Consider the following 23,959-nt stretch of genomic DNA (forward strand, 5'->3'; position numbering starts at 1 on the left):
GGCCACTGCCCACCGGCACTGGGAGGGTCGGGAGCCGTACCGGGCGTACGCCGCGATTGACGGGACGTCACCCGGGCCCCAAATGGGTACACGAGTCAGGAATGCGAGCACCGGTGCAGAAGACGCGGCCGAGGCGCACAGGCAAGAAGACGGCCTCCAACTCCACAGAGGGTGGCGCCGTCGGCGACGCCGCCGACTCCACGGGCCGGGGCAGGACCGCCCACGTACGCAACCGGCTGATCGTGGCCGTGGCGGTCGTCGCGGCCGCCATCGCCGGAGCCGGGGCGCCCATGGTGCTGTCCGCCTCACAGCAACTGAACGACTCCCAGAACCTGGTGACGCTCGCCGAGCGCACCCAGCAGGCGCTGACCCTCGCGCACGCGCTGGCCGACGAGCGCGACGAGGTCACCTCGTACGTCGCCGCCGGCAGGCCCCAGGCCAAGGCCCCCTCCGAGAAGCGCAGCGCCCTGGTCGACCGGCAGGTCGACGAGCTGCGCGCGGACGCGGACGCCCCCGCCGCCCTGCTCACGGACCTCGACGGCATCGCGACGCTCAGGCGAGCAGCGCTCACCGGCAAGAGCACCGCTCTCGAAGCGCACCAGTCGTACTCCGACGCCATCGCCGAACTCCACGCCCTCGCCGAGGACCTGGCCGACCGGATGCCGCCGCGCGCGGGCTCCGGCGCGCACTCCCTCGCCGAGCTGGACACCGCCGTCCAGCAGTCCGCCGCCGCCCGCGGACTGCTCCTGGCGGCCCTCGGCATCCCCCACACCACCCAGAGCGTCTACAACCCGGTCACGGGTCTGACGGGCACCACGAACGTCTCGTCGGCCGCCGACACCAAGCGGCGCGACGCGCTGAGCGCCGCCGCCCAGCAGGCGCGCCTCCGCTCCGACGCGGCCATTGCGAACTTCCGCGAGACCGCACCCAAGCAGGCCGTGACGTCGTACGACTCCACGGTCACCGGCCCCGACGTCGGCTCCGCGGAGAAGTACCTTGCGAACCTCACCGGGCAGTCCACGCTCTCCGACTCCACGCTCGGCACCAACACCAAGAAGCTGGACGCGGCCCTGTCCGCCCGGATCGAGCTGATGCGCGGCGCGGAGGCCTCCCTCAACGACCACCGCACCAAGGACCTCGCGAAGCTGCGGGACGACGACGTCACCGCGCTGGAGCTGCGCGTCACCCTCCTCGGCGTCCTGATGCTCGTCGCGGCCGGCATGACGACGGCCATGGCCCGCAGCCTCACCCGACCGCTCGCCGTCCTGCGGCTCGGCTCGGCCCGGCTCGCCGCCGACCCGGCCGCCGCGGAACCGGTCAAGTTCACCGGCCGCAACGACGAGTTCGCCCAGGTCGTCCGCTCCGTCAACGCGCTGCACCGGCACGTGACCACGCTGCACGAGCGGAACGCCACCCTCGAAGGCGACCGCAAGCATCTCATCGGCCAGCGCCAGCAGATGGCCGACGAGCGCGACCGGCTGCGCGGCGAACTCGCCCAGGCGGCGGCCAACCTGGAGCAGGTGCGCGGCACCATCCACAGCACCTTCGTGAACCTCGCGCTGCGCACCCTCGGCCTCGTCGAGCGCCAGCTCGGCGTCATCGAGGGCCTGGAGGAGCGCGAGCAGGACCCGGACCGCCTCTCCACCCTCTTCAAGCTCGACCACTTCGCCACCGTCATGCGGCGGCACAGTGAGAACCTCCTCGTCCTCGCGGGCGCCGAGCACGTCCAGCACCACGCGGGCCCGGTCCCGCTCATCGACATCGCGCGGGCCTCGGTCAGCGAGATCGAACGGTACGAACGGGTACGGATCGCCGCGCTGCCCCCGCACGCGCACATCGCCGGGTACGCCGCCGACGACATCAGCCACCTGGTGGCCGAACTCCTGGAGAACGCCACCTCGTTCTCGCCGCCCGACGTGCCCGTCGAGGTCTCCGGCTGGCTGCTGGAGAGCGGTGACGTGATGCTCTCCGTGCAGGACGAGGGCATCGGCATGACCGACGACCGGATGAGGCATCTCAACGCCCGCCTCTCCGAGTTCGACCCCGAGGACACGTACGACCAGGAGAGCGGCGAGGGACTCGGCCTCGGCCTGTACGTCGTGGCCCGGCTCGCCCACCGGCACGGCGTACGGGTGAAGCTGCGCGAGCAGAAGCAGGGCGGGGTGGCCGCCGTGGTCGTCCTCCCGAAGACACTGCTCGCCGCCGCGCCGTCGTCCACCGTCCCCGCCTCCGTCCGGCTGGCCGGCGGCGCCCCCGCGGTGGCCCTGCCCGGAGCGGACGCCGAGGCCAACTCCAACGTGCTGCGCGGCCGTTCGATCCTGCGTGGCTCGGTGACGGCCTCGGCCGGCGCCGAGGACCCGCTGATCGCGGCGGCCGAGGCGACCCTTCAGGGCTCCGTCACCGAACCGCGGACGGCGCCCGAGCCGACGCCGGCCCCCGAGTCCGGGCCGGCCGCCCGGATTCCGGTCATCCCGGCGCCCCGCGAGCCCGAGCCGGAGCTCAGCTCCGAGACGACGATGGAGCTGCTGCTCCCGGAGCTGGCCCCCGAGGCCCCCGCCCCGGCCGCGGCCGAAGAACCGACCGGCACGATCGACGCACCCGCCCCGGCCACCTTCGAGGCGCCTGAGACGCCCGGCCCCGTCGCCGAGGTGCCCGCGGACGCTGCCACCGGCACCGCCCACGCCGTCGGCACCACCGGCACGACCGCCGCCGCACCGCACCCCGCCGGCACGACCGCGGATCCGGCGGCCGCCGACCCGTATGCCATCGGCCCCGACGGCCACGAGCGTGTCTCCGACGACCACGAGCGTGTCACCGACGGCCACGAGCGGGTCTCCGACGAACACCCCAGGCTCACCGACAAGGGCCTGCCCAAACGCACACCGAAGATCTCCGCCCCCGCCGCCGCCCCGCGGCCCCGCGCGGGCGGCGTTGACGCTGAGGCCCTGCGCCGCAGGCTCGGCGGGTTCCACCGGGGTGCGATCGAAGGCCGTCGCGACGTGGAGGCCGAGATCGCCGACCGGACGGCGGAGACCCCCACGCCCGAAGGACAGACCCCGCCGGCCCCCACACCCGCACACGTGCCCGCAGGACCCGCGCCCACCGGGCACCAGCCCAGCGCACAGGACGTGAAAGCACCTGGGGGCACCGTCGAGGAGGCAAGCAGTTGACCGCGACCAGTACCTTCGGCCTGAGCAGCGAAGCACGTAACCTGCACTGGCTTCTGACCAATCTCGTCGAGGAGGTGCCCGGCCTCCAGTCGGTCGCGGTCGTCTCCTCCGACGGCCTGCTGCTGCTCTCCTCCGACCCCGGCCGCAACGCCGAGGCGAGGACGGCCGAGAGCGCCAGGCCGACCGGACCCAAGGGCTCCGCGGCCGACCTCGCCACCATCGTCTCCGGCATCGGCAGCCTCACCCTCGGCGCCGCCAAGCTGATGGACAACGGCGGCGTCAAGCAGACCATGGTCGCGATGGACGAGGGCAGCCTCTTCGTCATGGCGATCAGCGACGGTTCCCTGCTCGGCGTGCACGGTTCCGCGGACTGCGACATGAGCGTGGTGGCGTACCACATGGCGCTCTTCGTCGGCCGGGCCGGACACGTCCTGACCCCCGAGCTGCGCATCGAGCTCCGAAAATCCCTCGAGGCCGACGCTCCCGGGAGTGCCTGATGACCGCGTCGAACGGCGTCAGGAAGCTTCCGGTCCGCGGCGGCGACCGCAAGCCCGCCCGCGTACGCCCCTATTCGCTCACCGGCGGACGGACGCGCTTCGGCCACGTCCTGCTGGTCGAGACGTTCGTGGCCGCGCTGGACGCTCCCGAGGCGCGCAAGGAGCTGACCAACGGCTCGCTCACCACCCGGGTCATGCCCGAGATGCGGGCCATCGTCGAACTCTGCCGCCGGATGCGTACGGTGGCCGAGATCGCCGCGCTTCTCAGGATGCCGCTCGGAGTGGTCCGCGTGCTCTTGAGTGATCTGGCGGACCAGGGAAAGATCCGCGTGTACGGAACAGGCCACGGTCCGGGACAGCCCGACCGTGCCCTGCTGGAAAGGGTGCTGAGTGGACTCCGTCGTCTCTGACGCCGAACCTGGCGTCGCTCCCCTCCTCGACGATGAGGAGAATCTGCAGGCCTGGCAGACGGACCGCACGCGCGCGCCGATCGCCACGAAGATCGTGGTGGCCGGCGGCTTCGGCGTCGGCAAGACCACGCTCGTGACGTCCGTCTCGGAGATCACGCCTCTCCAGACGGAGGCGCTGATGACCCAGGCCAGCGAGGAAACCGACGACCTCTCGGGTACGCCGGACAAGCTGACCACCACCGTGGCCATGGACTTCGGGCGCATCACGCTCGACGACGACCTGGTGCTCTATCTCTTCGGCACGCCGGGCCAGCAGCGGTTCTGGTTCATGTGGGACGACCTGGTGCGCGGCGCGATCGGCGCGGTGGTCCTCGCCGACACCCGCCGCCTCTCGGACTGCTTCCCGGCACTCGACTACTTCGAGAGCTGCGGGCTGCCGTACGTCGTCGCCGTCAACCACTTCGACGGAACCGACGAGTTCGAGCCCGACGATGTGCGCGAGGCCCTCACGGTTCCTCCGCACATACCTGTCATGATCATGGACGCGCGCCGCAAGATCTCGGTCGTCGAGACCCTGCTCGCGCTCGTCGGCCACGCGCTCGAAGTCAGCCCCGAATAGGGACGCCCGACTCCTAGGAGAAGCACCCCGCATGCGGAAGATACTCGTCGTGGGGGCCGGCCAGTCCGGCCTCCAGCTCGCCCTCGGACTCCAGTCGCAGGGGTACGAGGTCACCCTGATGTCGAACCGGACGGCGGACGAGATCCGTTCCGGCCGGGTCATGTCGACGCAGTGCATGTTCGACACGGCGCTCCAGCACGAGCGCGATCTGCAGCTCAACTTCTGGGAGTCCCAGGCCCCGAAGATCGAAGGGCTCGGGGTCTCCGTCGCGGTCCCCGGCTCGTTCGACCCGGGTCCCTCGCAGCGCGCCATCGACTGGGTCGGCAGGCTCGACGGTTACGCGCAGTCCGTCGACCAGCGGGTCAAGATGGCCGGCTGGATGGAGACGTTCGCGCAGCGCGGCGGCCAGTTGGTGATCCACGGTGCCGCGGTCTCCGACCTCGACTACTTCTCCCGCGCGTACGACCTGGTGCTGGTCTCGGCGGGCAAGGGCGAACTCGTCTCGATGTTCGGCCGTGACGCCTCCCGCTCCCCCTACACCGAGCCGCAGCGCGCCCTCGCGGTGTCGTACGTGCACGGCCTGGGCCCGCGTCCGGAGCACCCGGACTACGACGCGGTCCGCTGCAACCTGGTCCCCGGTGTCGGCGAGCTCTTCATCATGCCGACCCTCACCACGTCGGGCCGCGCCGACATCCTCTTCTGGGAGGGCATCCCCGGCGGGCCGCTGGACGCCTTCAACGGTGTGAAGGACCCCGCCGAGCACCTCGCCCTGACCCTGGAACTCATGGAGCGGTTCACGCCCTGGGAGTACGCGCGCGCCACCAACGTCGAACTGACCGACGCGGGCGGCACGTTGTCCGGCCGGTACGCCCCCACCGTCCGCAACCCGATCGGCCGTCTCCCCGGCGGGGGACTGGTCCTCGGGGTCGCCGACGTCGTCGTGGCCAACGACCCGATCACCGGCCAGGGCTCCAACTCGGCCTCCAAGTGCGCCGCCGCCTACCTCGCCTCGATCGTCGAGCAGGGCGAGAAGCCCTTCGACGAGGAGTGGATGCAGGCGACGTTCGACCGCTACTGGGACACCGCGCAGCACGTCACCAAGTGGACCAACGCGATGCTGGGCGTCCCGCCGGAGCACGTGCTCAACCTGATCGGAGCGGCGGGCCAACTCCCGCCCGTGGCCGACCGTTTCGCCAACGGCTTCAACAACCCGGCCGACTTCGAGAACTTCTTCTTCGACCCCGAGAAGACGAACGCCTACCTGGCCTCGGTCACCGGGGCCTGACGCCCCTCCGGCCCGCGGTTCAGCCGTCGTCGCCTGTCGCCGTCGGTTCTTCTCGGACAGCTCATGGACGGCCCCAGGGGTAACCCTCTGGGGCCGTCCGTGTTTTCCGTCGCCCGACCCCCTCGATGCGCATAGGTGTTCCCGAGTCTTCACGGACGAACGCGGATGATCGTCTTCCCCTTGCGTCGCTCGCTCGGGTTGAGGGCGGCGACGGCGTCGTCGAGGGTCGAGACGTCACCGATGTTCGTCCGCAGCCGTCCGTCCCGCACCCGCTGCACGATCTCGCCCAGTTCTGCACGATCGGCCTCGACGACGAAGTCCACCGCCAGCCCCTCGGCGGGTCGCGCCTCGACCGGGCCGACGATGGACACCAGCGTTCCTCCAGCCTTGATAAGGGCAGCGGACCGCTTCTGAACGTCGCCGCCGATGACGTCGAAGACCAGATCGACGTCGCCGACGTCTTTCAGCGCGTCATTCTCAAGGTCGACGAACTCATGCGCGCCGAAGTCGAGTGCCTTCTCACGGTCGGCGGCGCGTCCGGTGCCGATGACGTAAGCGCCGGCCTCACGTGCGAGCTGGGTCACCATCGTCCCGACCGCCCCGGCCGCGCCATGGGCGAGGACGGTCTGGCCGGACTGAAGGCGGCCGTGCTGGAACAGCCCCTGCCACGCGGTCAGACCTGAGATCGGCAGGGACGCGCCTACCGTGAAGTCGACGTCGCCGGGCAGCGGCGCGAGGTTGCGTGCTTCGATCGCCACGTACTCCGCCAGGGTGCCGTCACGGTGCCAGTCGGCGAGGCCGAACACCCGCTGCCCGACCGACAGCCCCGTCGTGCCGTAGCCGAGGGCGGTGACCACTCCGGCCAGCTCATGGCCGGGGATCGACGGTGTCTTGTCACGGCCGGCGCGATCGGTCCAGGTCGATGGCCACTCCATCTCGGTCGGGACGAAGCCCGATGCGTGAATCCGAACGATGACGTCGTTGATCGATGCCTGGGGCTCCGGCCGCTCCACCAGCGTCATCCCCGCCGTTCCCGCAGCCTGGTCCGTCACCACGATCGCTTTCATGGGAATTGCCTCCTCGGTCATCTGTCTCTTTGGTGGAAACGTTGCAGGGATGGAGAGCCCGTTCGACATCCCCTCGGCGGGGCTGATGGGACGCGGCCGGCCGATCTGGACAGCGTCGGCCGGACTGCTATTCGCTCGTCGTCATGTCTTCGACCCTAGGAGCGGAGCAGCCCAGGAGTATGGTCCATTTTCATGGCGAAACCTTGGGCCACTCCGGGGTTCGACCTGCTGGTCGACGACCGGGCCGGGCCTGCGCAAAGGACTGAGAAGTCGCTGCCGAACGCCGTAGCCATGGGGGCGTTCAGGGTGCGGATGGTGCCGTCCGGGTACAGCGGAGGCGAGGATTCGGCGGTCGAAGGAGCCATCCGAGGCGTCCTTTCGGGCGGGCCAGGTGCAAGGCGCCACTGCGCTCGTTGTCGGCCTGGCCATGCTGGTGTACGGCGCTACGGCACGGTGAATCCCTTCGCTGCCGGATCTCAACGGCTCCGCCCACTGCCACTGAGGGTCTTACGTATGCGCTGCCCTCGGTCCGTGTAGCACCGCGACCGTGCTGACCACACAAGAATGCTCACCAACCCACCATCCACCTCAGCTCCCAACTGCGCCGAACGAAGAGGCGTGGAAGCCCGCTCTCGTTTCGGCCGGAGTCGCTACCGTCTACGACGAGGCCCAGCGCCCGGGCTGACGGCCCACAGACGGTCCACGGCCCGTCCGTCAGCAGCCCGCCTGTTGGCGAGGAGGTGCAGGTAGATGACCTACGGGTTCGTGGGTCGGCCCTCTCGCGGGGCAGTGCGGCGGCGGACCCACGCATCCACGCATCGCATCCACCCACCCGCCAGCCCGGCGGTCTACTCACAGCCGGGCGGGTTCTTCGTGGCCGGGACGAACTGCAGGGTGGGCATCCCGGCGGCGTCGAAGTTCGCGGTGTCCGGGCCGATCAGGGTCATGTAACCGGGGAGGGACTGGGCGTACGGCGAGGACCGCTTGCCCCGGACCTGTTCGACACCGGGGAAGACCGTGTCGAGGACCCACCAACGGCCGCCGAACCTGACCCACTTGATTCCGCAGTGCGTGTAAATGTCGTACGGATAAGGCTTGTTCCGCACGGGCTTCGCCGGCCCTTCGTTCCCCTCGCCCGCCTCGGCGGAGCGGGCGGGCAGGGTGGGGCCGCGGTACCCCTCGGAGGCCGGGGTGTCGGTCAGGGACGAGCAGCCGGTGAGCAGCAGCCCGGCGCTCAGGAGCAGGACGGCGGCTCGGCGCGATGTCTTCATGGTCCCAGGACGCCCGGGGTTCGCGTTCCGTTCGATGCCCCCCGGTATCCCGCCCTGCCGTGCGCCCGTCCGAGCCCGACCGGCACTACTCCGTCACGGTGGCCGGTCCGGCCGAGGCGTAGCCCTCGTCGGATCCGTCCGCTCCGTCCGTCGCGTGCTCGGGGAGTTCGGGCGGGGTGTACCGCGGCAGGGGTTCCCCGTCCGGGTCCGGGCGTACGGTGCCCAGCAGGGGGTTGGCCGCGATGGGGGACACCTTGATCTTCGCTCCGGGCCGCGGCGCCTGCACCACCATCCCGTCGCCCAGGTACATGGCGACGTGCGTGGCCTCGGGGAAGTAGATCACCAGATCGCCGGGACGCAGCTCGTCCAGCGGGATTCTCGGAAGCTCGGCCCACTGTTCCTGGCTGGTGCGGGGGATGGGCCGGCCGGCCCGCTCCCAGGACTGGGACGTCAGCCCCGAGCAGTCGTAGGCCTTCGGGCCCTCCGCACCCCACTCGTACGGCTTCCCGATCTGCTCGACGGCGTAGCGCAGCGCCTCCTCGCCCTCCCGCGTGGGCGGACGCACGCTGCTGAGGGAGCCGGACGCCATGATCTTCTTCTGGGCCGCGTCGGTTCCCGACTTCTCCACCCGGCCCATTTCTGCGAGCTGTTCCGCGGTCAGTGAGGCCAGCAGCCGCTCCACGTCGTCAAGACGCTCGCGCACCTCGTCCCGCTCCTTCTTCTGCCGCGCGGCGAGGGAGAGCTGTCCGTCCAGTGCCTTGCGGGCCGCACGCGCGAGCCCGTCGGTCCGCTTCTCGCCGCCCGCGACCCGCCGCACGGTCTGGGCCCGCTCCAGCGACAACTGCCCGATCAGGTGCCCCTGGTCGAGGGCGTGCTGCGGATCCCGGGCGAGCAGCAGGCGTACGTACGGGGAGATCTCGTCGCCGCCCTGGTACTGCTGCCGGGCCAGCCGTCCGGCGGCGATCCGGCTGTCCTCCAGCGACAGGCGGGCCCGGGCGAGGCGGGCGTCGAGCGCGGCGACCTCCGCGCGCTGCTTCTTCAGCTTCTCGGCGGTGCCGTTGTACGTCTCGGTGGCGCGTTCGGCGTCCCGGTAGAGCCGCTGAAGGTCCGTCAGCAGCGAGGCGACGGACTGCCGGGCGTCGGGACCGGGCTCGGGTGCGGCCATCACGGGTGCGGAGGGGAACAGCGCCCCGACCGCCACAGCCCCCGTGCAGACCAGACGCAGAAGCCTTCCTGACATGTCATCACCTCCGGTGCCGGGGTGGTCCGTCCACCACCCGTCTCGCACCGGAAGGATCGGACCACCGCACCCCGGACGCCCGCCGGGAGAGCGCTTCGGCCCAAGAACATCACTCGTCGGCGTTGCCGCCCGGCGTGGCGCCGCCGGGGCCCCCGCCCTTGTGCGTGCCAGGAGACCAGGGCAGCTTGAACCGGCGTCCCGAGGCGTCGCCCTCGGGGTCGTACTCGTACTTCCACCCCTGATGCAGCCCGAGCCGCTTGCTGGTGGCCGCCTGGACGCGCCGGTAGACAACCACGGTGGACGAACCACCGTCGACGCCGGGCACCGGGATGCGGTACGTCTTCGGCGGGTGCCCAGTGATCCCGAGCAGGACCGGCAGGACGCGCCCGTCCAGCGGGCCGCCGACAAAGGGGGTGTCTTCGCTCTTCACCGGACCAGTGTCACAGCAGGTGGGCCGCATTCTCGACAACGGGCAGCATCCGGCGGACCAGCGCTCCCGCGATGCCGTCGGGGCGCTCCATCGTGAGCGCGGCCCGGACCACCGCCGCGGTCTGCGGATCACTCCCCGCGCTCGCCGCCAGCGCCGCCGTGAACTGCTCGACGAGCCAGTCCCGCAGCTCGTCCAGCGGTGGTTCCTTGTCCTCGTCGAGCCAGATCAGCGAGGCGGCCTCCACGGCCGTGATCCACATCCGTACGGTCATCCGCAGCCGGGGCCCGGGATCCTTGACCGCCAGATGATCGAGGATGTGCTCCGCCGCCGCCCGGCGGACTCCGTCGACTATGGCCGTGGTCCGCGAGGTCTCGATGACACTCCCGCCCTGCAGCAGGGCGCTGAATCCCGCGTCGTGCTGATCCACGAACGCGAGGTACCGGTCGAGGGCCCTGGAGAGCCGTTCGGTCAGCGGCCCCTCGGCGGGCTCCGCGAAGCACTGCTCCAGCTCCTCGGCGGCGGACCGCAGGGCAGCCTCGTACAACTGCTGCTTGCCGCCCGGAAAGTACCGGTACACGAGCGGCCGCGACACCCCGGCCGCCTCCGCCACGTCGTCCAGCGAAACGTCCTCGGGCACCCGCTGGGCGAACAGGGAGAGCGCGGCTTCGAGCAGTTGACTGCGCCGCTCCTCGACACTGAGCCGACGGTAAGCGGGGGTGGAAGCCTGCGAGGTCATGTCGGGCAGCGTAACCGCCCACCAGCACACCATCACGTACGGAGCGGGACTGCGGACGCGGGGACGCGAGTCACGTACCACCCGCAGCCGCCGTACAACGCGAGGGGACGTGCCGGTACATCAAATGCCCGCAGGCCGGACGGATCACCACCCGCCCGCACCTCGAAACGCCGCTGGGATCCGTTCGGATGCGGGCGGATGTACCGGCGCGGCCCCGCCCCCACGGAAGGCCCGGCGCCGCTCCCCGGGCAAGAGCCCCGCCACGAAGCCCGGCCGAGTCCGGAGCCGCCCGGAGTCGGCCGGGCTCCACCCGGACTCGATGCCGGCCGGGCCCCACCCGGACTCGATGCCGGCCGATCCCCACCCGGAGCACCCCGCGACCCTCGCGGGCAGGCGCGGCTTCAGGCCAACAACCCCGACGACTTCCACAACCGCCGCCCGGCCCCCCGCAGCACCCCGATCTCGTCCAGGAAGTCGGTCAGCTTCTTGGCCCCGGTCTGCATCACATCCCGCCGATGCCCACTGGCCTTCACCTGGGCCAGAGCCTCACGCTTGTCGAGCCCGACGTTCGTGTAGACCTCGGGATTGACGAAGGCCACCGAGAACACCCGGGCGAACTCGCCCGAGGTGACCCGGGTGAACTCCTGGGACCACCGCGGAGCGGTCAGCATCTGCCGCCGCAACTCCTCCCGGGCGTACCGGACATGCCGCGCCTCCTCCACGACGTGGATCCGCGTGACCCCGCGGACGAGGGTCTGCACCCTCTCGTCCGGGAACGTCAGCCGCTGCATCCAGTCGAGGATCTCCTCGCCGAGCAGCGTCGCCGTGAACGACCCCGGAGTGGTCGAGATGGTCTTGAACAACCGGCCCAGATTCAGATGCGCCCGGCTCACCGGGTAGTGCGGCGTGCCCCCGCGCGTGATCAGCCGCGCGAACATCTTCGAGTGCCGGCACTCGTCCTCGATCTCCGTCAGCGCGTACCGGACGTGCGCGCTCGTCGCCGCCTTGTCGTAGATGTGCCGCACCAGCAACTGCATCAGGATGATCTCGAACCAGATGCCCAGCGAGGCCAGCGCGGCCGCCTCGTGCCGGGACAGCGCGATCCGCTGCTCCTCGCCCATCGTCCGCCACAGCGGAGTGTCGTACAGCGACACCAGCTCGGGGGGCCAGAACCACTTGCCCTCCTCGAAGGGCACGTCCCAGTCGAGCTCCTTGTCGGGGTCGAAGGAGTGCTTGGCGGAGGAGTCGAGGAGGCGCTCGGCCACCTGCTCCCGGTCCTTGAGCAGACCGAGCGCGTCACGGAGCACATCGGCTTCGGGCACCGTCGTCATGGCTGTTCCCACCTCGTCGTACGGGATCACTGCAGAAGTTACCGGCGGTCACAACTTATGAGACTGCTTGTCAGCAAGCTCGTCAATCCCCTGTGCCGGACTTGTTGACGACGCGTCTACTCCGTGTGAGCCTGCGAGGTATGCCGACGCATGAGCTGTACGCCGCGGACTCGGGAGATCCCCTCTGGCAGATACCGGCCTCGGGGGCGGCCCGCTTCAACTGGGAGTACGACGACGGTCGTGACCGGCTGCTCGCCCTCTACCAGAAGGGCAAGGACAAGCAGTGGGACGGCCAGAAACGCATCGACTGGAGCCTGGAGGTCGATCCTGAGGACCCGCTCGGCACCCCGGACGAGGCGCTGACCCTGTACGGCACCCCGTACTGGGCGAAGATGACCGACCGCGACAAGGGCGAACTGCGCAAGCACTACGCGTCGTGGCAGTTCAGCCAGTTCCTGCACGGCGAGCAGGGGGCGATGGTCTGCGCGGCGCGGATCGTGGAATCGGTCCCCGACCTCGACGCGAAGTTCTACTCGGCCACGCAGACCATGGACGAGGCCCGCCACGCGGAGGTCTACGCCCGCTTCCTGCACGAGAAGATCGGGATGCTCTACCCGATCAACGACAACCTCCAGTCCCTCCTCGGGGACACACTCCGCGACGCGCGATGGGACATGCCGTACCTGGGCATGCAGGTCCTGATCGAGGGCCTGGCACTGGCCGCGTTCGGGATGATCAGGGACACCACCGACAAGCCGCTGCCGAAGCAGATCCTGTCCTACGTGATGCAGGACGAGGCACGCCATGTCGCCTTCGGCCGCATGGCCCTGCGCGACTACTACCGGCAGCTCTCCGACGCCGAGCTCCGCGAACGCGAGGAATTCGTCATCGAGGGCTGCTACTTGATGCGGGACAGGCTGCGCGGGGTCGAGGTCCTGGAGAACTTCGGGATCCCCAAGGCGGAGGCCGAGGAGTTCAGCGAGAACTCCGAATTCCTGCACCTTTTCCGCCAGTTGCTCTTCAGTCGCATCGTGCCGTGCGTCAAGGACATCGGCCTGTGGGGCGAACGCCTCCAGCGGGCCTATGTGGACATGGGCGTCTTCGAGATGGGCAACTCCAACCTGGACCTCCTGATGGCACAGGACGAGGAGATGGCCGAACAGCTCGACGCGGAACGATTCGCGGCCGAGGAACGGGACCGCATCGCGGAGATAGGGACGACGATCGACGAGGGCCGCGCGTGACGGCGGCGCCGCAGGCGACGAACCGCCCCCCGCCCCGCACCCGCCGGACCGGGGATCACGCTCGAATCGGCCTCCTCGTACCCACCTCCGCCCCGGGACGATCCCCTCGTGACCCCGTCGATCACCCCGAACCGCACAGCCGCCCGACGCAGCCCGGAGGGGCCTGCCCCGGCGCTCGCGGGCCGAATACGGCTACGGAACCAGGACGTCCGGCCCCGAGGGATCGGAGCCGTCCACGGTCCCCGGCGGGAAGGAGGTCCGCAGGCTGAAGGCGTGCGGGGTGGGTCCGTGTTCGCGCAGGTGCAGCAGACGGGACTCGGCCTCGGCGACCGTCGGGCGGTGACCGGCCGGGACCCACCACAGCGCGGTCATCGCCTCCTCCAACCGCTCGAACCACTCGCGGCGCCGAGCCAGCAGCTCTCGATGCTGTCCCCGGTACATGAAGGCCGTCAGGGCGTCGATGTCCTGCCACACGGTCAGGTTGATGATCAGCCAGTGATCGCCGAGGACGGGAACATCCGTGGCATTGCCGGAGTCGCTCTGCAGACGCCAGACGAATCCGTCCGCCGCGTCGGCGACGGCGTTCACCGAATCGAGGGCGTCGACGAAATCCTTCAACAGAGGTGAATCCAAAGGTGCTTTGAGGCGGGCGATGTTGACCTGGGCGAGCTCGAACGAGGCTGTCGGCTGAGTCATGTCCGAACGCTAGGCGGGCCGGCCGGATGGTCACACCCCCTGTCTCAAGAAGTGGTCCGCCCCCACGAGCCGACCACGCCCACGGAGTGGTCCCCGGCGCGGGAACCTCAACTCCCCAGCACTGCCTCCATCACCCCCCGGGCGATCGGCCCCGCGAACCCACCCCCCGTGATGTCCCCGCGGTTCGCCGCCGCGTCCTCGACGACCACGGCGACGGCCACCGCGGGCTCCAGGGAGCCGTCGGCGCGGGCCCAGGAGACGAACCAGGCGTACGGCCTGCCGGAGTTGCCGATGCCGTGCTGGGCGGTGCCGGTCTTGCCGCCGACGATGGCACCGGGAATGGCGGCCACGGTTCCCGTGCCCTTCTCCACCACGTCGGTCATCAGTTCCCGCATGCGCTGCGCGGTGGACGCGCTCATCGCCCGATGGAGGGTGCGCGGACCGGTCGTGGTCAGTGTCGCGCCAGTGTGCGAGGACGTCCGCTCCACCAGGTAGGGCGTCTTGACCGAACCGTCACCCGCGACAGCCGCGGCGATCATCGCCATCTGCAGCGGCGTCGCCCGTGTGTCGAACTGGCCGATGGAGGAGAGTCCCAACTGGGCCTGGTCGAGCCGCAGATCGAAGTTGCTGGGCGCCACGGAGAACGGGATGCGCAGCTTGCGGTCGTTGAAGCCGAAGTTCGCCGCCGTCCTCGTCATGCCGTCGAGCCCGATGTCGACGCCGAGCTTCGCGAAGACCGTGTTGCAGGACCAGGTGAACGCGTACCGCAGGGAGGCGTCCTCGCAGCCCTCGATCTCATTGGTGAGCCTCGTCGTCGTGCCGGGGAGCCGGTACGGGTTCGGTGACCTGGTCGGCGCGTCCACGTCCTCGACGACCCCGGAGTCCAGCGCCGCCGCGGCGGTCAGCACCTTGAACGTCGACCCCGGCGGGTACGTCTGCCGGACGGCCCGGTTGAGCATCGGCTTGTCGACCCGGGCGTTCAGCCCCGCCCACGCCGTGGACGCGGCCGCCCCCGTCCCGGAGAGCAGGGCGGGATCGTACGACGGGGTGGAGACCAGGGCGAGGATCCGCCCGGTGGACGGCTCGATCGCGGCGACCGCGCCCCGGCGGCCGTCGAGCCCCTCGTAGGCGGCCCGCTGCGCGGCCGTGTTGAGGGTGGTGTCGACGCTGCCGCCGGTGCCGCGGGCCCGGGTGAGGCCGTCCAGCAGGGGGAGCGGGGCGAGCAACGGGTCACTGCCGGACAGGATGCCGTCCTCGGTGCCCTCCAGCAGGGTGGTCCCGTAGAGCTGTGAGGCGAAGCCCGTGACGGACGCGTACAACGGGCCGTCCAGGTAGGTCCGTTCGTAGCGGAACTGTTCGCCGGTGTCCTTGGAGCCGGTGACCGTGCGGCCCTCGACGACGATGTTCCCGCGCGGCTGGCCGTAACGGGCGATCGTCGGACGGCGGTTGGCGGGATTGCGGTCGTACGACGGGGCCTGGACGACCTGGACGCGGGCGGCGTTGACCAGGAGGGCCACGAGCAGCACGGCGCAGAGTGCGATGGCCCGGCGGATGTACTTGGTCATGGCGCCGGCGTCCCGTCGTACTGACCGCGGGCGCAGTCGCTGATCCGGATCAGCAGGGCGACGATGATCCAGTTGGTGACGACGGACGAGCCGCCCTGCGCGAGGAACGGCATCGCCATGCCGGTCAGCGGGATCAGGCCGGTCACGCCTCCCGCGATGACGAAGACCTGGAGGGCCACGATCGAGGCGAGGCCGATCGCGAGGAGCCGGCCGAAGGGGTCGCGCAGCGCGAGGCCCGCGCGGTAGCCGCGTTCGACGAGGAGGGCGTAGAGGAGGAAGACGGCGGACAGTCCCGCCAGTCCGAGTTCCTCGCCCGCGGTCGCCAGGATGAAGTCGGACTTGGCGGCGAACCCGATGAGGACCGAATGGCCGAGTCCGAGGCCGGTGCCGAGCATCCCGCCGGCGGCGAACGCGAAGAGGGACTGGGCGAGTTGGTTGGGTCCCAGCCCCGCGGTGATCGAGGCGAACGGGTCGAGCCAGTCCTCCACCCGGCTGTGCACATGCGGTTCGAGACGGCCGACGGCGACCGCGCCGACGGAGGCGAGCAGCAGCCCGACCGCGATCCATCCGGTGCGGCCGGTGGCGACGTAGAGCAGGATCACGAACAGGCCGAAGAAGAGCAGCGAGGTGCCGAGGTCCCGCTCCAGGACCAGGACCAGGACGCTGAGCAGCCAGATCGTCACGATCGGGCCCAGAACGCGGCCGGTGGGCAGTTGGAGCCGCCGGAACCGCCAGATCTGACGGCCGCTGTAGGCGAGCGCGTTGCGGTTGGCGGCGAGGTAGCCGGCGAAGAAGACGGCGAGCAGGACCTTCGCGAACTCGCCCGGCTGGATGGAGAATCCGGCGATCCGGATCCAGATGCGGGCGCCGTTGACCGCCGGGAAGAAGATCGGCAGGACGAGCAGGGCGAGCGCGCCGACCACCGACACGTAGGTGTAGCGCTGAAGGACGCGGAGGTCGCGCAGGCAGAGCACGACGACGATGAAGAACGCGACGCCGAGGGTCGACCAGACGAGCTGGATGGGGGCCGCCTGGTCGCCCGGGGTCTCCAGGTCGAGCCGGTAGATCAGCACCAGGCCCAGGCCGTTGAGGAGGACGGCGATGGGCAGCAGCAGCGGATCGGCGCACGGGGCCCGCAGGCGTACGGCGACGTGGGCGAGGAGCGCGAGCACGCCGAGCCCGGCGCCGTAACCGGCGGCGCCGGGCGGGACGGTGCCGTGCTTGGCAAGGCCGACGGCGCAGTAGCCGTACACGCAGAGCAGGACGGCGACGACGATGAGGGCGAGCTCGATGCCACGGCGCCTGGGCAGGCGTTCAGCGGGTGGGGCCGGGTCCGCCGCCACGGCCGTTCCGGACATTCCGGGCTGGATCATGTCCGGAACGTAGCAAGCGGGCGACCCGATGTCCCGTTAGGGGAGGACGGAGCCCCGGGTGTCAGCACCAACGGGGGGACGGGCCGATGTTGTCGATGTAGCGCGCGGCGCCCCAGGCCCAGGTGCCGTCCGTGAGGAGGTACCAGAGCGGGTTGCCGTCGACGGCCTCGCCCGGGGTCTTGCAGAAGATGGAGACGATCTCCCCCTGCCGCGCGACCCGGATGAGCTGGCCGCCGCGGGTCGGGGAGCTGCGCAGGGCCAGCCCGCCACGGGCGGTGACCCGGCCCTGGTACAGCTGCTGGTTGTTCTGGTTGTTGCCGTTGCCGTTGCCGTTGCCGTTGCCGTTGGTGTTGGTGTTGGCGTTCCCGTTCCCCGGTTGGTGGCCACCGCCCCCGCCCCCGCCGCCCCCGCCACCGTTGTTCCAGTTCTGATTACCGCCCCCACCGTTGTTCCAGTTCTGGTTGCCGCCACCGTTGGACCAGGTGTTGTTGCCGCCCCCGCCGTTGTTCCAGTTCTGGTTGCCACCGCCGTCACCGCCACCGCCGCCGTTGTTCCACGACTGGCCGCCGCCGTCGCCACCGGTGCCCTGCTCGTGGCCGCCGTCGCCGCCGCCCCCGCCACCGTTGTTCCAGTTCTGGTTACCGCCGGTGCCGTCGCTCCACTGGTGGTTGTCGCTGCTTCCGGTGCCGCCGTCGTTGTCGGCGAGGGCGGGGGTGGCACCGGCGAGGGCGAGGCTGCCGGCGGCTAGGGCCATACCGATTCGGGTGTATGTGGACCGCAGGGACATGGAGGGCTCCTCCAGGAAGGGGGTGAAGCTGACTTATCGCCACATTAGGAGCGGGAGCCGGGGAGCGCAGTTCACAGTCCGCCATCGGAGACGCCCGGCTCCCGTCGCCCGTCCTGAGGGAGCGTCAGCGTCGCCACCGCTCCGCCGTCCGGGGCGTTGGCGAACTCCAGACGGGCCCCCAGGACCTCCGCCTGGCCGAGCGCGATGGTCAGACCGAGACCGTGCCCCTGGGCGCCGCCCTCCGTACGGAAGCGCTGCGGGCCGTGCTCCACGAGGTAGCCGGGGTATCCGTCCCCGTGGTCCCGTACGGTGACGACCGGGCCGTCCAGGGTCAGCACCACCGGCGCCCTGCCGTGCTTGTGGGCGTTCGCCACCAGGTTCCCGAGCACCCGCTCCAGCCGCCGCCGGTCGGTCTCCACCCGCGTGCCCCGCACCACTCGGACCGCGGTGTCGGTCCCCGACGCGCGCACCACCCGTTCGGCCAGGGGCACCAGCGGTTCCGAGTCCAGTTCCAGACGCTCGCTGCCGGCGTCCAGCCGGGAGATCTCCAGCAGGTCCTCGGTGAGGGTGCGCAGCGTGGCCACCCGGTTGCGCACCAGCTCCGTCGGCCGCCCCGGCGGGAGCAGTTCGGCGGCCGCGTGCAGCCCGGTCAGCGGAGTGCGCAGCTCGTGCGCCACGTCCGCCGTGAAGCGCTGCTCGCTCAGCAGCTTGCCCTGCAACGACGACGCCATCGTGTCGAGCGCGCCGGCGACCGCGGCCACCTCGTCCTGCGGGCGGGTCGGATCCTGGGCGCGCGGGTCGTTGACGCGCGCGTCGAGGTCGCCCGCGCTGATCCGCCGTGCCACGCGCGCCGTCGCGTGCAGCCGGCGCGTCACCCGGGTCACCGCGAACACCCCGACCAGCAGCGTCACACCGATCGCGAGGGCCGAGGACCACACGATCGCCCGGTCCAGGGCGTCGATGGCGTGCGCGCCCTGGGCGTAGTCGAACCGGACGGCGAGCGCGCGCCCTCCGCCGGCGGGCCCGGCGGCCCACATCGTGGGGTGCGTGTCGTGCTCGCCGACCATCGTGCCGCGCTTTCCGTCGTCCGCCAGCTCGCGCAGCCGTGCGGGCAGCCCGGGAGGGTCGACGCCCGCGTCCGGCGGCAGCCGGTCGCCCGCCTCGTAGGCCGTCGTGACGTCGGCGAGCCGGTCGAGCGCGCGGCCGCGGGCCTCGCCGACGGTCTGGTCGGTCACCGAGACATGCACGAGGGCACCGAGCAGGGCGACGAGGCCGCAGCACATCACCGCGATGAACGCGGCCGCCTTCCAGGTGAGGGTGGCGGTCCAGCGCGGCAGACGCAGCGACCGCCTCACCGGGCGCTCGCGGCTGGGGAGAGGGCAGGGGATCGTGCCGGGGGGACCGCGGGGGAGGCCTGGCGTGTGGAGGGGGTTTGTGCCGGGGGGACCGCGGGGGAGGCCCGGCGCGCGGAGGGGGATCGTGCCGGGGCGGGTGAACCCGTCGGAGTCGGCGGTCCGACCCGCAGGATCTCGTCACGGGCCGCCAGCATCGCGTTCTGGTGCGGGTCCCAGGACCAGACCGTACGGAACTCGTATCCGGGCAGGGTCGAGGGTGAACGGATGATCACGTCGCGGCCCGCCAGTTCCACGCTGACGACACTGTCCGCGGTCCCCATGACCTGCACCAGCCGGTGGCCGAGGAACGTGTACACGCGCACCGCGAGCTGGTGGGCGGGGAAGCGGATGCCGAGCACCATGTCGGCCTTCCCGTCGCCGGTGAGATCGCGGTAGTACGCCCGGAGGACCGGGCACTTCCTGCCCCGCGCGCCCGGCTTCCCGCAGTCCGCGAGCAGCCGCGCCGTCTCGGCGTACGCCGCGTGCGGTCCGGTGTACTCGTCCGGATGGGCCGCGACCTGGGCGCGTACGACGGTCACCGGGTCCAGGGCGTGGATGTCGTCGCCGGGTGACGCGACGCCCTTGACCGTCTCGGTGTCCGCCTCGCCGTAGTCGATCGCGGGTGTCGCGGCGGGCGGGAGCTGCGGCCACAGCCGGGTCGGGCCGATCGCGGTGGGGGTCGCGCCGGCGCTGTGCGGAGCCCCGGTGTCGCCGCAGCCGGCCAGGGCTGTCGCCAGGAGGGCGGCGACGGCGCAGAGGAGAGCACGAGCGGTCCGGCCGTCCCCGCCGGTATGACCGGCCACCCGGGACCGGAGGCGGAGCCCTCGCGCGAGGCGGCTGCGGATCACTGGGCTCCCGGGTCCGGGCGGCCCCGTCCGCGGGGCGCTGCCGCGCCGCCTACCGCACGAGACCGGCGAAGGAGAAGGAAGGGAGGCCGTCCGAGGGGTGCCCGCCGAGGACGGGCGCACCCCGGGCGACCGGGCACGACACGGGACGACCGACCGCCCCGTACCCCTTATTCATACAGAAATCCTTTTTGTTCGCACGTATGGAACGACTTGGAACGGCCCGGCGGGGCCGCCCGGCTCCTCTCCCGCCCGTTGCGGATCCCGCTCCCGGCCCCCTGCTCAGAGTCTCCGCGTCTCCGCGTCTCCTCCGTCCCCGCGTCCTCCCCGCGTCTCCGCCGTGGCTACTCCGCGAGTTCCTCGAGAAGGCGTGCCGTGGGGAGCCCGGCCCGCAGGTACTCCACGAACAGCTCGTTGTGCAGCGCCCAGGGCGAGCGCCGGGCCCGGATCAGCCGTATCGCGTCGTCGGCGCTGTGCCCCGCGAGGATGAGCGCGTGCGCGATGACCAGCCCCGAGCGGTTGTACCCCTGAAGACAGCGGACGAGCACCCGGCGCCCGTCCTCCAGCGCGTCGTCCGCGGCCCGCGCGAGCCGCATGACCCCGGTGAGCTGCGTACCGTCCAGCGGCCCGTCCGGTATCGGCCACACATGATGCTCGACCCCCGGATCGGGCCCGTGCCCCGGCTGCCGCAGCAGCGTCAGAACCAGGTCGAACTCATCGTGTACGACGGCGGATTGCCGTTGTCCCGAACGCCCCGCGAACTCGTGACCGCCCATCCACAGGCCGGGCACGATCTCACTCCACGGGCTGTCCGGGGCCGGAACATCCGTATACCTTCTGCGAGTTCGCAACAGCGCCTCCCACCCAACCGCCCCAACTCCTGCCAAAGGTAACCGGGTTCTTGCCCCTGGAGCACCCCGCCTGTTCCCATGGTCATGGGGTGATGGCTCATGAACGGACTGCGCGTCGTACCGGCCCGGCGGCACGGACAGGAGCGCCTGTACGTGTGCCTGACCGACGGCAGAAGCGTCGCCTGGTACGACCGTGACACGGCCAGGGTCAATCTGCTCAGCGAGGACCGGCGCGAGGACGTGCTCGACGTTCTGCGCCCCTTCCTGACCGGCCCGGTGACCGTCGGACCACCGCCCGTCCCGACCTCGGCCGAGCTGGCCCGGCTGGCGCTCCACCCCGACGACGACCTCGCGCCCAACCGGCCCGGCGAGGCCCTGGTGATCGACCTCGACCGGGAGCCCGGCCCGGCGCACCGGCTGCGCCCCGACCCGCGCCGCCGCGAGCTCGCCGCCGAGCAGGCCGTCGGCACGGCGCTCGACCGGCTGGAGGGAGGCGGCTGGCACACCCTGCACTCGGTCCCGCTCCCGGGCGGCGACCGCATCCACCACCTGCTGATCGGCCCCGCCGGCCTGTTCTGCCTGCACGTCCTGCCCGCCCACAAGCAGCGCGTCCTGGTCACCGACCCGATGGTCACCGTCGGCCGCCGCGCAACACGCCCGCTGCTCCGCCGGGTCCGCGCGGACGCCGCCCGCGCGTCGCATGCCCTGACCGCCGAGGTCCACGCCGTCCTCGCCGTGGCCGGCCCCGCCCGCCTGGACATCCCGGCGCCTCTGCGCGAGATCCGCGTCCTGCGGGACACCGACCTCGCGGGCCTCGCCCGGCTCGGAGGGGTGCTGAAACCGGCGGACGTGGAGTCCCTGCACGCGTTGGCCCGCGACCGGCATACGTGGCTCAGCGTGTGAACGCCGATCGAGTCCTGCCGGACCGCGGACACCGCGCCGCACCCGGCACCCGCGCCCGCACCCGGCGCCCACCCGACCTCACCCCCCCTCACACCTCACCTCACCTCACCTCACCCCGCCCCACCCCACCTCCGCACTCCTGTTGTTCCGGCGTTCACGGCAGCGTGCCGGCGCGCTCCACGTCGAACAGTGGCGCCAGGAGATCACCGAAGTCCTGAACGCGGGGCGGGACGTCCGCCGCCTGGAAGGCCAGTCGGTCCGGCGACCCGCATTCCTCGACCTCGTCCCAGGTCACGGGAGCGGACACCGTCGGCTCCTCCCGGGCCCGTAGCGTGTAGGGGGTGGCGGTCGTCTTGCGGCCGGCGTTCTGGCTCCAGTCGACGAACACCTTTCCCGGCCTGAGGCTCCGTGTCATCCGGTGCACGACCTGCCGGGGCAGCGCCCTCTCCGCCTCCACGGCCAGCTCCTTCGCGTACGCGCTGACGTCGGCGGACGGCGTCGGCGCGACGGAAGCCAGCAGATGCAGCCCCTTCGACCCGGACGACTTCGCGTACGCCTCGATCCCGTCGGCGGCCAGCCGCTCGCGCAGCCACAGCGCGACCTCGCAGCACTCCACCACCGTGGCCGGGGCCCCCGGGTCGAGGTCGAAGACGATCCGGTCGGCGATCCCGGGCGTGCCGATGGTCCACTGCGGTGTGTGGAACTCCGTCACGAGGTTCGCCGCCCACATGAGGGAGGCCAGATTCTGGACGAGGACCATGCGCGCGGGCCCCTCCGTGCGCGGAACCTCGGCGGTGGTGACCCAGGAGGGTGTACCGGGCGGCACGTTCTTGGTGAAGAAGACCTGCCCGTCCGGCCCGTCGGGATAGCGCAGGAAGGAGACCGGCCGGTCCAGCAGATGGGGGAGCAGTACGTCCGCGACGGTGGCGTAGTAGTGCAGCACCTCGCCCTTGGTGAATCCGGTGGCCGGATGGAGGACCTTGTCCAGATTGGTGAGCGTGAGCCTCCTGCCCTCCACCTCCGTGATCGGCGTCATACGATGACAATCCCACGAAAATGGCACAAATCTTGCTCAAAGTGATCGGAAGGGTGCTGCACGTGCGATCCATCTGGAACGGCGCCATCTCCTTCGGCCTGGTGAGCATCCCCATCAAGGTCATGAACGCCACGGAGAGCCACGCGATCTCCTTCCGTCAGATCCATCTGGACGACGGCGGCCGTATCCGCTACCGCAAGGTCTGCGAGCTGGAGGACAGCGAGGTCTCGTCCGCGGAGATCGGCAAGGCGTACGAGGACGTGGACGGAACCCTGATCCCGATCACGGACGAGGACCTCGCCTCGCTGCCCGTCCCGACCACCCGGACCATCGAGATCGTGGCCTTCGTCCCGGCGGAGCGCATCGACCCGCTCCAGATGGACACGGCGTACTACCTGGCGGCGAACGGCGTCCCGGCGGCCAAGCCGTACATTCTGCTGCGCGAGGCCCTCAAGCGCAGCCAGAAGGTCGCCGTGGCGAAGTTCGCGCTACGGGGGCGGGAGCGGCTCGGCATGCTGCGGGTCGTCGACGACGTGATCGCCATGCACGGTCTGCTCTGGCCGGACGAGATCCGGGCCACCGACGAGGTCGCCCCCGACACCGCCGTCACGGTCCGCGACAAGGAACTCGACCTGGCCGACGCCCTGATGGACACCCTCGGCGAGGTCGACCTCGAAGACCTGCACGACGACTACCGCCAAGCCGTGGAGGAACTCGTCACCGCCAAGGCCGAGGGACACGAGGCACCCACCGCTCCCGCCGGGGACGAGGACGGCGGCAAGGTGCTGGACCTGATGGCGGCCCTGGAGAAGAGCGTGCGCGCGGCCAAGGAGTCGCGCGAGGACACCACCGGAACCGGCGAGGACGCCGAGGTCACCGAACTGCCGTCGGCGTCCGGCACGACGCGGGCCCGCGGATCGGCCCGTACGGCGCCCAAGGAGATCGGCGGAAAGAAGTCGACGTCGACGGCGAAGAAGCCGGCGGAGAAGAGGACGACGGCGAGGAAGTCGACGACGAGGGCGACGGCGGCGAAGCAGACGCCCGAGAAACGAACGACGAAGTCGACCACGGCGGCGAAGGATTCGGCCTCCCGGACGACGGCCAAGAAGACAGCCACGAAGACAGCCACGAAGAAGACGCCGGCGAAGAAGGCGACACCGCGCAAGCGAACGTCGGCGTGAGAACGGCAGGCCCCGGGTCCCGAAGAGT

At 71.0% G+C, this 23,959-nt stretch carries 22 protein-coding genes; 8 read left to right on the top strand and 14 right to left on the bottom strand.

Annotated features, from left to right (window positions below; translation table 11 throughout):
- Positions 1 to 113: 113 nt before the first annotated feature.
- The 5 genes from ACWEBX_RS06125 to ACWEBX_RS06145 are packed head-to-tail and all read left to right on the top strand — an operon-like array spanning position 114 to position 5,981.
- Positions 114 to 3,170, top strand: a complete 3,057-nt coding sequence (locus ACWEBX_RS06125) for a nitrate- and nitrite sensing domain-containing protein (protein WP_451883714.1) — start codon at positions 114 to 116, stop codon at positions 3,168 to 3,170.
- Positions 3,167 to 3,667 carry a roadblock/LC7 domain-containing protein gene (locus tag ACWEBX_RS06130; protein WP_451883715.1) on the top strand — a complete coding sequence of 167 codons (501 nt, stop codon included), beginning with the start codon at positions 3,167 to 3,169 and terminating at the stop codon, positions 3,665 to 3,667. Before ACWEBX_RS06125 ends, ACWEBX_RS06130 begins: the two co-directional genes overlap by 4 nt.
- A complete protein-coding gene (locus tag ACWEBX_RS06135; RefSeq protein WP_451883716.1) occupies positions 3,667 to 4,077 on the top strand; it encodes a DUF742 domain-containing protein in 411 nt (136 codons plus the stop codon). The genes ACWEBX_RS06130 and ACWEBX_RS06135 overlap by 1 nt, the downstream gene beginning before the upstream one ends.
- Entirely contained in the window at positions 4,058 to 4,696 is a 639-nt protein-coding gene (locus ACWEBX_RS06140) for a GTP-binding protein (protein WP_451883717.1), read from the top strand. The genes ACWEBX_RS06135 and ACWEBX_RS06140 overlap by 20 nt, the downstream gene beginning before the upstream one ends.
- Before the next feature lie 31 nt (positions 4,697 to 4,727).
- A complete protein-coding gene (locus ACWEBX_RS06145; RefSeq protein ID WP_451883718.1) occupies positions 4,728 to 5,981 on the top strand; it encodes a styrene monooxygenase/indole monooxygenase family protein in 1,254 nt (417 codons plus the stop codon).
- Positions 5,982 to 6,130: 149 nt separating this feature from the next.
- Here ACWEBX_RS06145 and ACWEBX_RS06150 read toward each other — a convergent pair whose 3' ends face one another.
- The 6 genes from ACWEBX_RS06150 to ACWEBX_RS06175 form a co-directional block, all read right to left on the bottom strand.
- Positions 6,131 to 7,048, bottom strand: coding sequence for an NADP-dependent oxidoreductase (locus tag ACWEBX_RS06150; protein WP_451883719.1), 918 nt, complete (start codon positions 7,046 to 7,048; stop codon positions 6,131 to 6,133).
- Between the two features lie 848 nt (positions 7,049 to 7,896).
- Positions 7,897 to 8,319, bottom strand: coding sequence for a hypothetical protein (locus ACWEBX_RS06155; RefSeq protein ID WP_451883720.1), 423 nt, complete (start codon positions 8,317 to 8,319; stop codon positions 7,897 to 7,899).
- An 85-nt stretch (positions 8,320 to 8,404) separates the two neighbouring features.
- Positions 8,405 to 9,559: an NlpC/P60 family protein gene (locus ACWEBX_RS06160; RefSeq protein ID WP_451883721.1), complete on the bottom strand. Its 1,155-nt coding sequence runs from the start codon at positions 9,557 to 9,559 to the stop codon at positions 8,405 to 8,407.
- Between the two features lie 109 nt (positions 9,560 to 9,668).
- Entirely contained in the window at positions 9,669 to 9,989 is a 321-nt protein-coding gene (locus ACWEBX_RS06165; protein ID WP_451883722.1) for a hypothetical protein, read from the bottom strand.
- A 10-nt stretch (positions 9,990 to 9,999) separates the two neighbouring features.
- Positions 10,000 to 10,725, bottom strand: coding sequence for a TetR/AcrR family transcriptional regulator (locus ACWEBX_RS06170; RefSeq protein WP_451883723.1), 726 nt, complete (start codon positions 10,723 to 10,725; stop codon positions 10,000 to 10,002).
- Positions 10,726 to 11,126: 401 nt separating this feature from the next.
- Positions 11,127 to 12,056 carry an AurF N-oxygenase family protein gene (locus ACWEBX_RS06175; protein ID WP_451883724.1) on the bottom strand — a complete coding sequence of 310 codons (930 nt, stop codon included), beginning with the start codon at positions 12,054 to 12,056 and terminating at the stop codon, positions 11,127 to 11,129.
- Positions 12,057 to 12,196: 140 nt separating this feature from the next.
- On the opposite strand from ACWEBX_RS06175, the gene ACWEBX_RS06180 reads away from it, so the two are divergent.
- Positions 12,197 to 13,300, top strand: a complete 1,104-nt coding sequence (locus tag ACWEBX_RS06180; protein WP_451883725.1) for a ferritin-like domain-containing protein — start codon at positions 12,197 to 12,199, stop codon at positions 13,298 to 13,300.
- Positions 13,301 to 13,492: 192 nt separating this feature from the next.
- Here ACWEBX_RS06180 and ACWEBX_RS06185 read toward each other — a convergent pair whose 3' ends face one another.
- The 7 genes from ACWEBX_RS06185 to ACWEBX_RS06215 form a co-directional block, all read right to left on the bottom strand.
- The gene (locus tag ACWEBX_RS06185) at positions 13,493 to 13,996 is read right to left on the bottom strand and encodes a DUF3291 domain-containing protein (RefSeq protein WP_451883726.1); all 504 of its coding nucleotides are present in this window, start codon (positions 13,994 to 13,996) and stop codon (positions 13,493 to 13,495) included.
- A gap of 107 nt (positions 13,997 to 14,103) precedes the next feature.
- Positions 14,104 to 15,561: a penicillin-binding transpeptidase domain-containing protein gene (locus tag ACWEBX_RS06190; protein ID WP_451883727.1), complete on the bottom strand. Its 1,458-nt coding sequence runs from the start codon at positions 15,559 to 15,561 to the stop codon at positions 14,104 to 14,106.
- A complete protein-coding gene (locus ACWEBX_RS06195) occupies positions 15,558 to 16,934 on the bottom strand; it encodes an FtsW/RodA/SpoVE family cell cycle protein (RefSeq protein ID WP_451883728.1) in 1,377 nt (458 codons plus the stop codon). Before ACWEBX_RS06195 ends, ACWEBX_RS06190 begins: the two co-directional genes overlap by 4 nt.
- 61 nt (positions 16,935 to 16,995) lie before the next feature.
- Entirely contained in the window at positions 16,996 to 17,721 is a 726-nt protein-coding gene (locus ACWEBX_RS06200; protein ID WP_451883729.1) for an SH3 domain-containing protein, read from the bottom strand.
- A gap of 71 nt (positions 17,722 to 17,792) precedes the next feature.
- Positions 17,793 to 19,004, bottom strand: a complete 1,212-nt coding sequence (locus ACWEBX_RS06205; protein ID WP_451883763.1) for an ATP-binding protein — start codon at positions 19,002 to 19,004, stop codon at positions 17,793 to 17,795.
- A 68-nt stretch (positions 19,005 to 19,072) separates the two neighbouring features.
- Positions 19,073 to 19,963: a hypothetical protein gene (locus ACWEBX_RS06210; protein ID WP_451883730.1), complete on the bottom strand. Its 891-nt coding sequence runs from the start codon at positions 19,961 to 19,963 to the stop codon at positions 19,073 to 19,075.
- Between the two features lie 341 nt (positions 19,964 to 20,304).
- The gene (locus tag ACWEBX_RS06215) at positions 20,305 to 20,811 is read right to left on the bottom strand and encodes a protein-tyrosine phosphatase family protein (RefSeq protein WP_451883731.1); all 507 of its coding nucleotides are present in this window, start codon (positions 20,809 to 20,811) and stop codon (positions 20,305 to 20,307) included.
- Between the two features lie 99 nt (positions 20,812 to 20,910).
- Here ACWEBX_RS06215 and ACWEBX_RS06220 point away from each other — a divergent pair, with 99 nt between their 5' ends.
- The gene (locus tag ACWEBX_RS06220) at positions 20,911 to 21,714 is read left to right on the top strand and encodes a nuclease-related domain-containing protein (RefSeq protein WP_451883732.1); all 804 of its coding nucleotides are present in this window, start codon (positions 20,911 to 20,913) and stop codon (positions 21,712 to 21,714) included.
- A 154-nt stretch (positions 21,715 to 21,868) separates the two neighbouring features.
- On the opposite strand, the gene ligD is transcribed toward ACWEBX_RS06220, so the two are convergent.
- The gene (gene ligD, locus ACWEBX_RS06225) at positions 21,869 to 22,750 is read right to left on the bottom strand and encodes a non-homologous end-joining DNA ligase (protein WP_451883733.1); all 882 of its coding nucleotides are present in this window, start codon (positions 22,748 to 22,750) and stop codon (positions 21,869 to 21,871) included.
- A gap of 62 nt (positions 22,751 to 22,812) precedes the next feature.
- Here ligD and ku point away from each other — a divergent pair, with 62 nt between their 5' ends.
- Positions 22,813 to 23,931: a non-homologous end joining protein Ku gene (ku, locus tag ACWEBX_RS06230; protein WP_451883734.1), complete on the top strand. Its 1,119-nt coding sequence runs from the start codon at positions 22,813 to 22,815 to the stop codon at positions 23,929 to 23,931.
- The last annotated feature ends 28 nt before the right edge of the window (positions 23,932 to 23,959 follow it).

It is taken from the genome of Streptomyces sp. NPDC005070 (assembly GCF_053600395.1).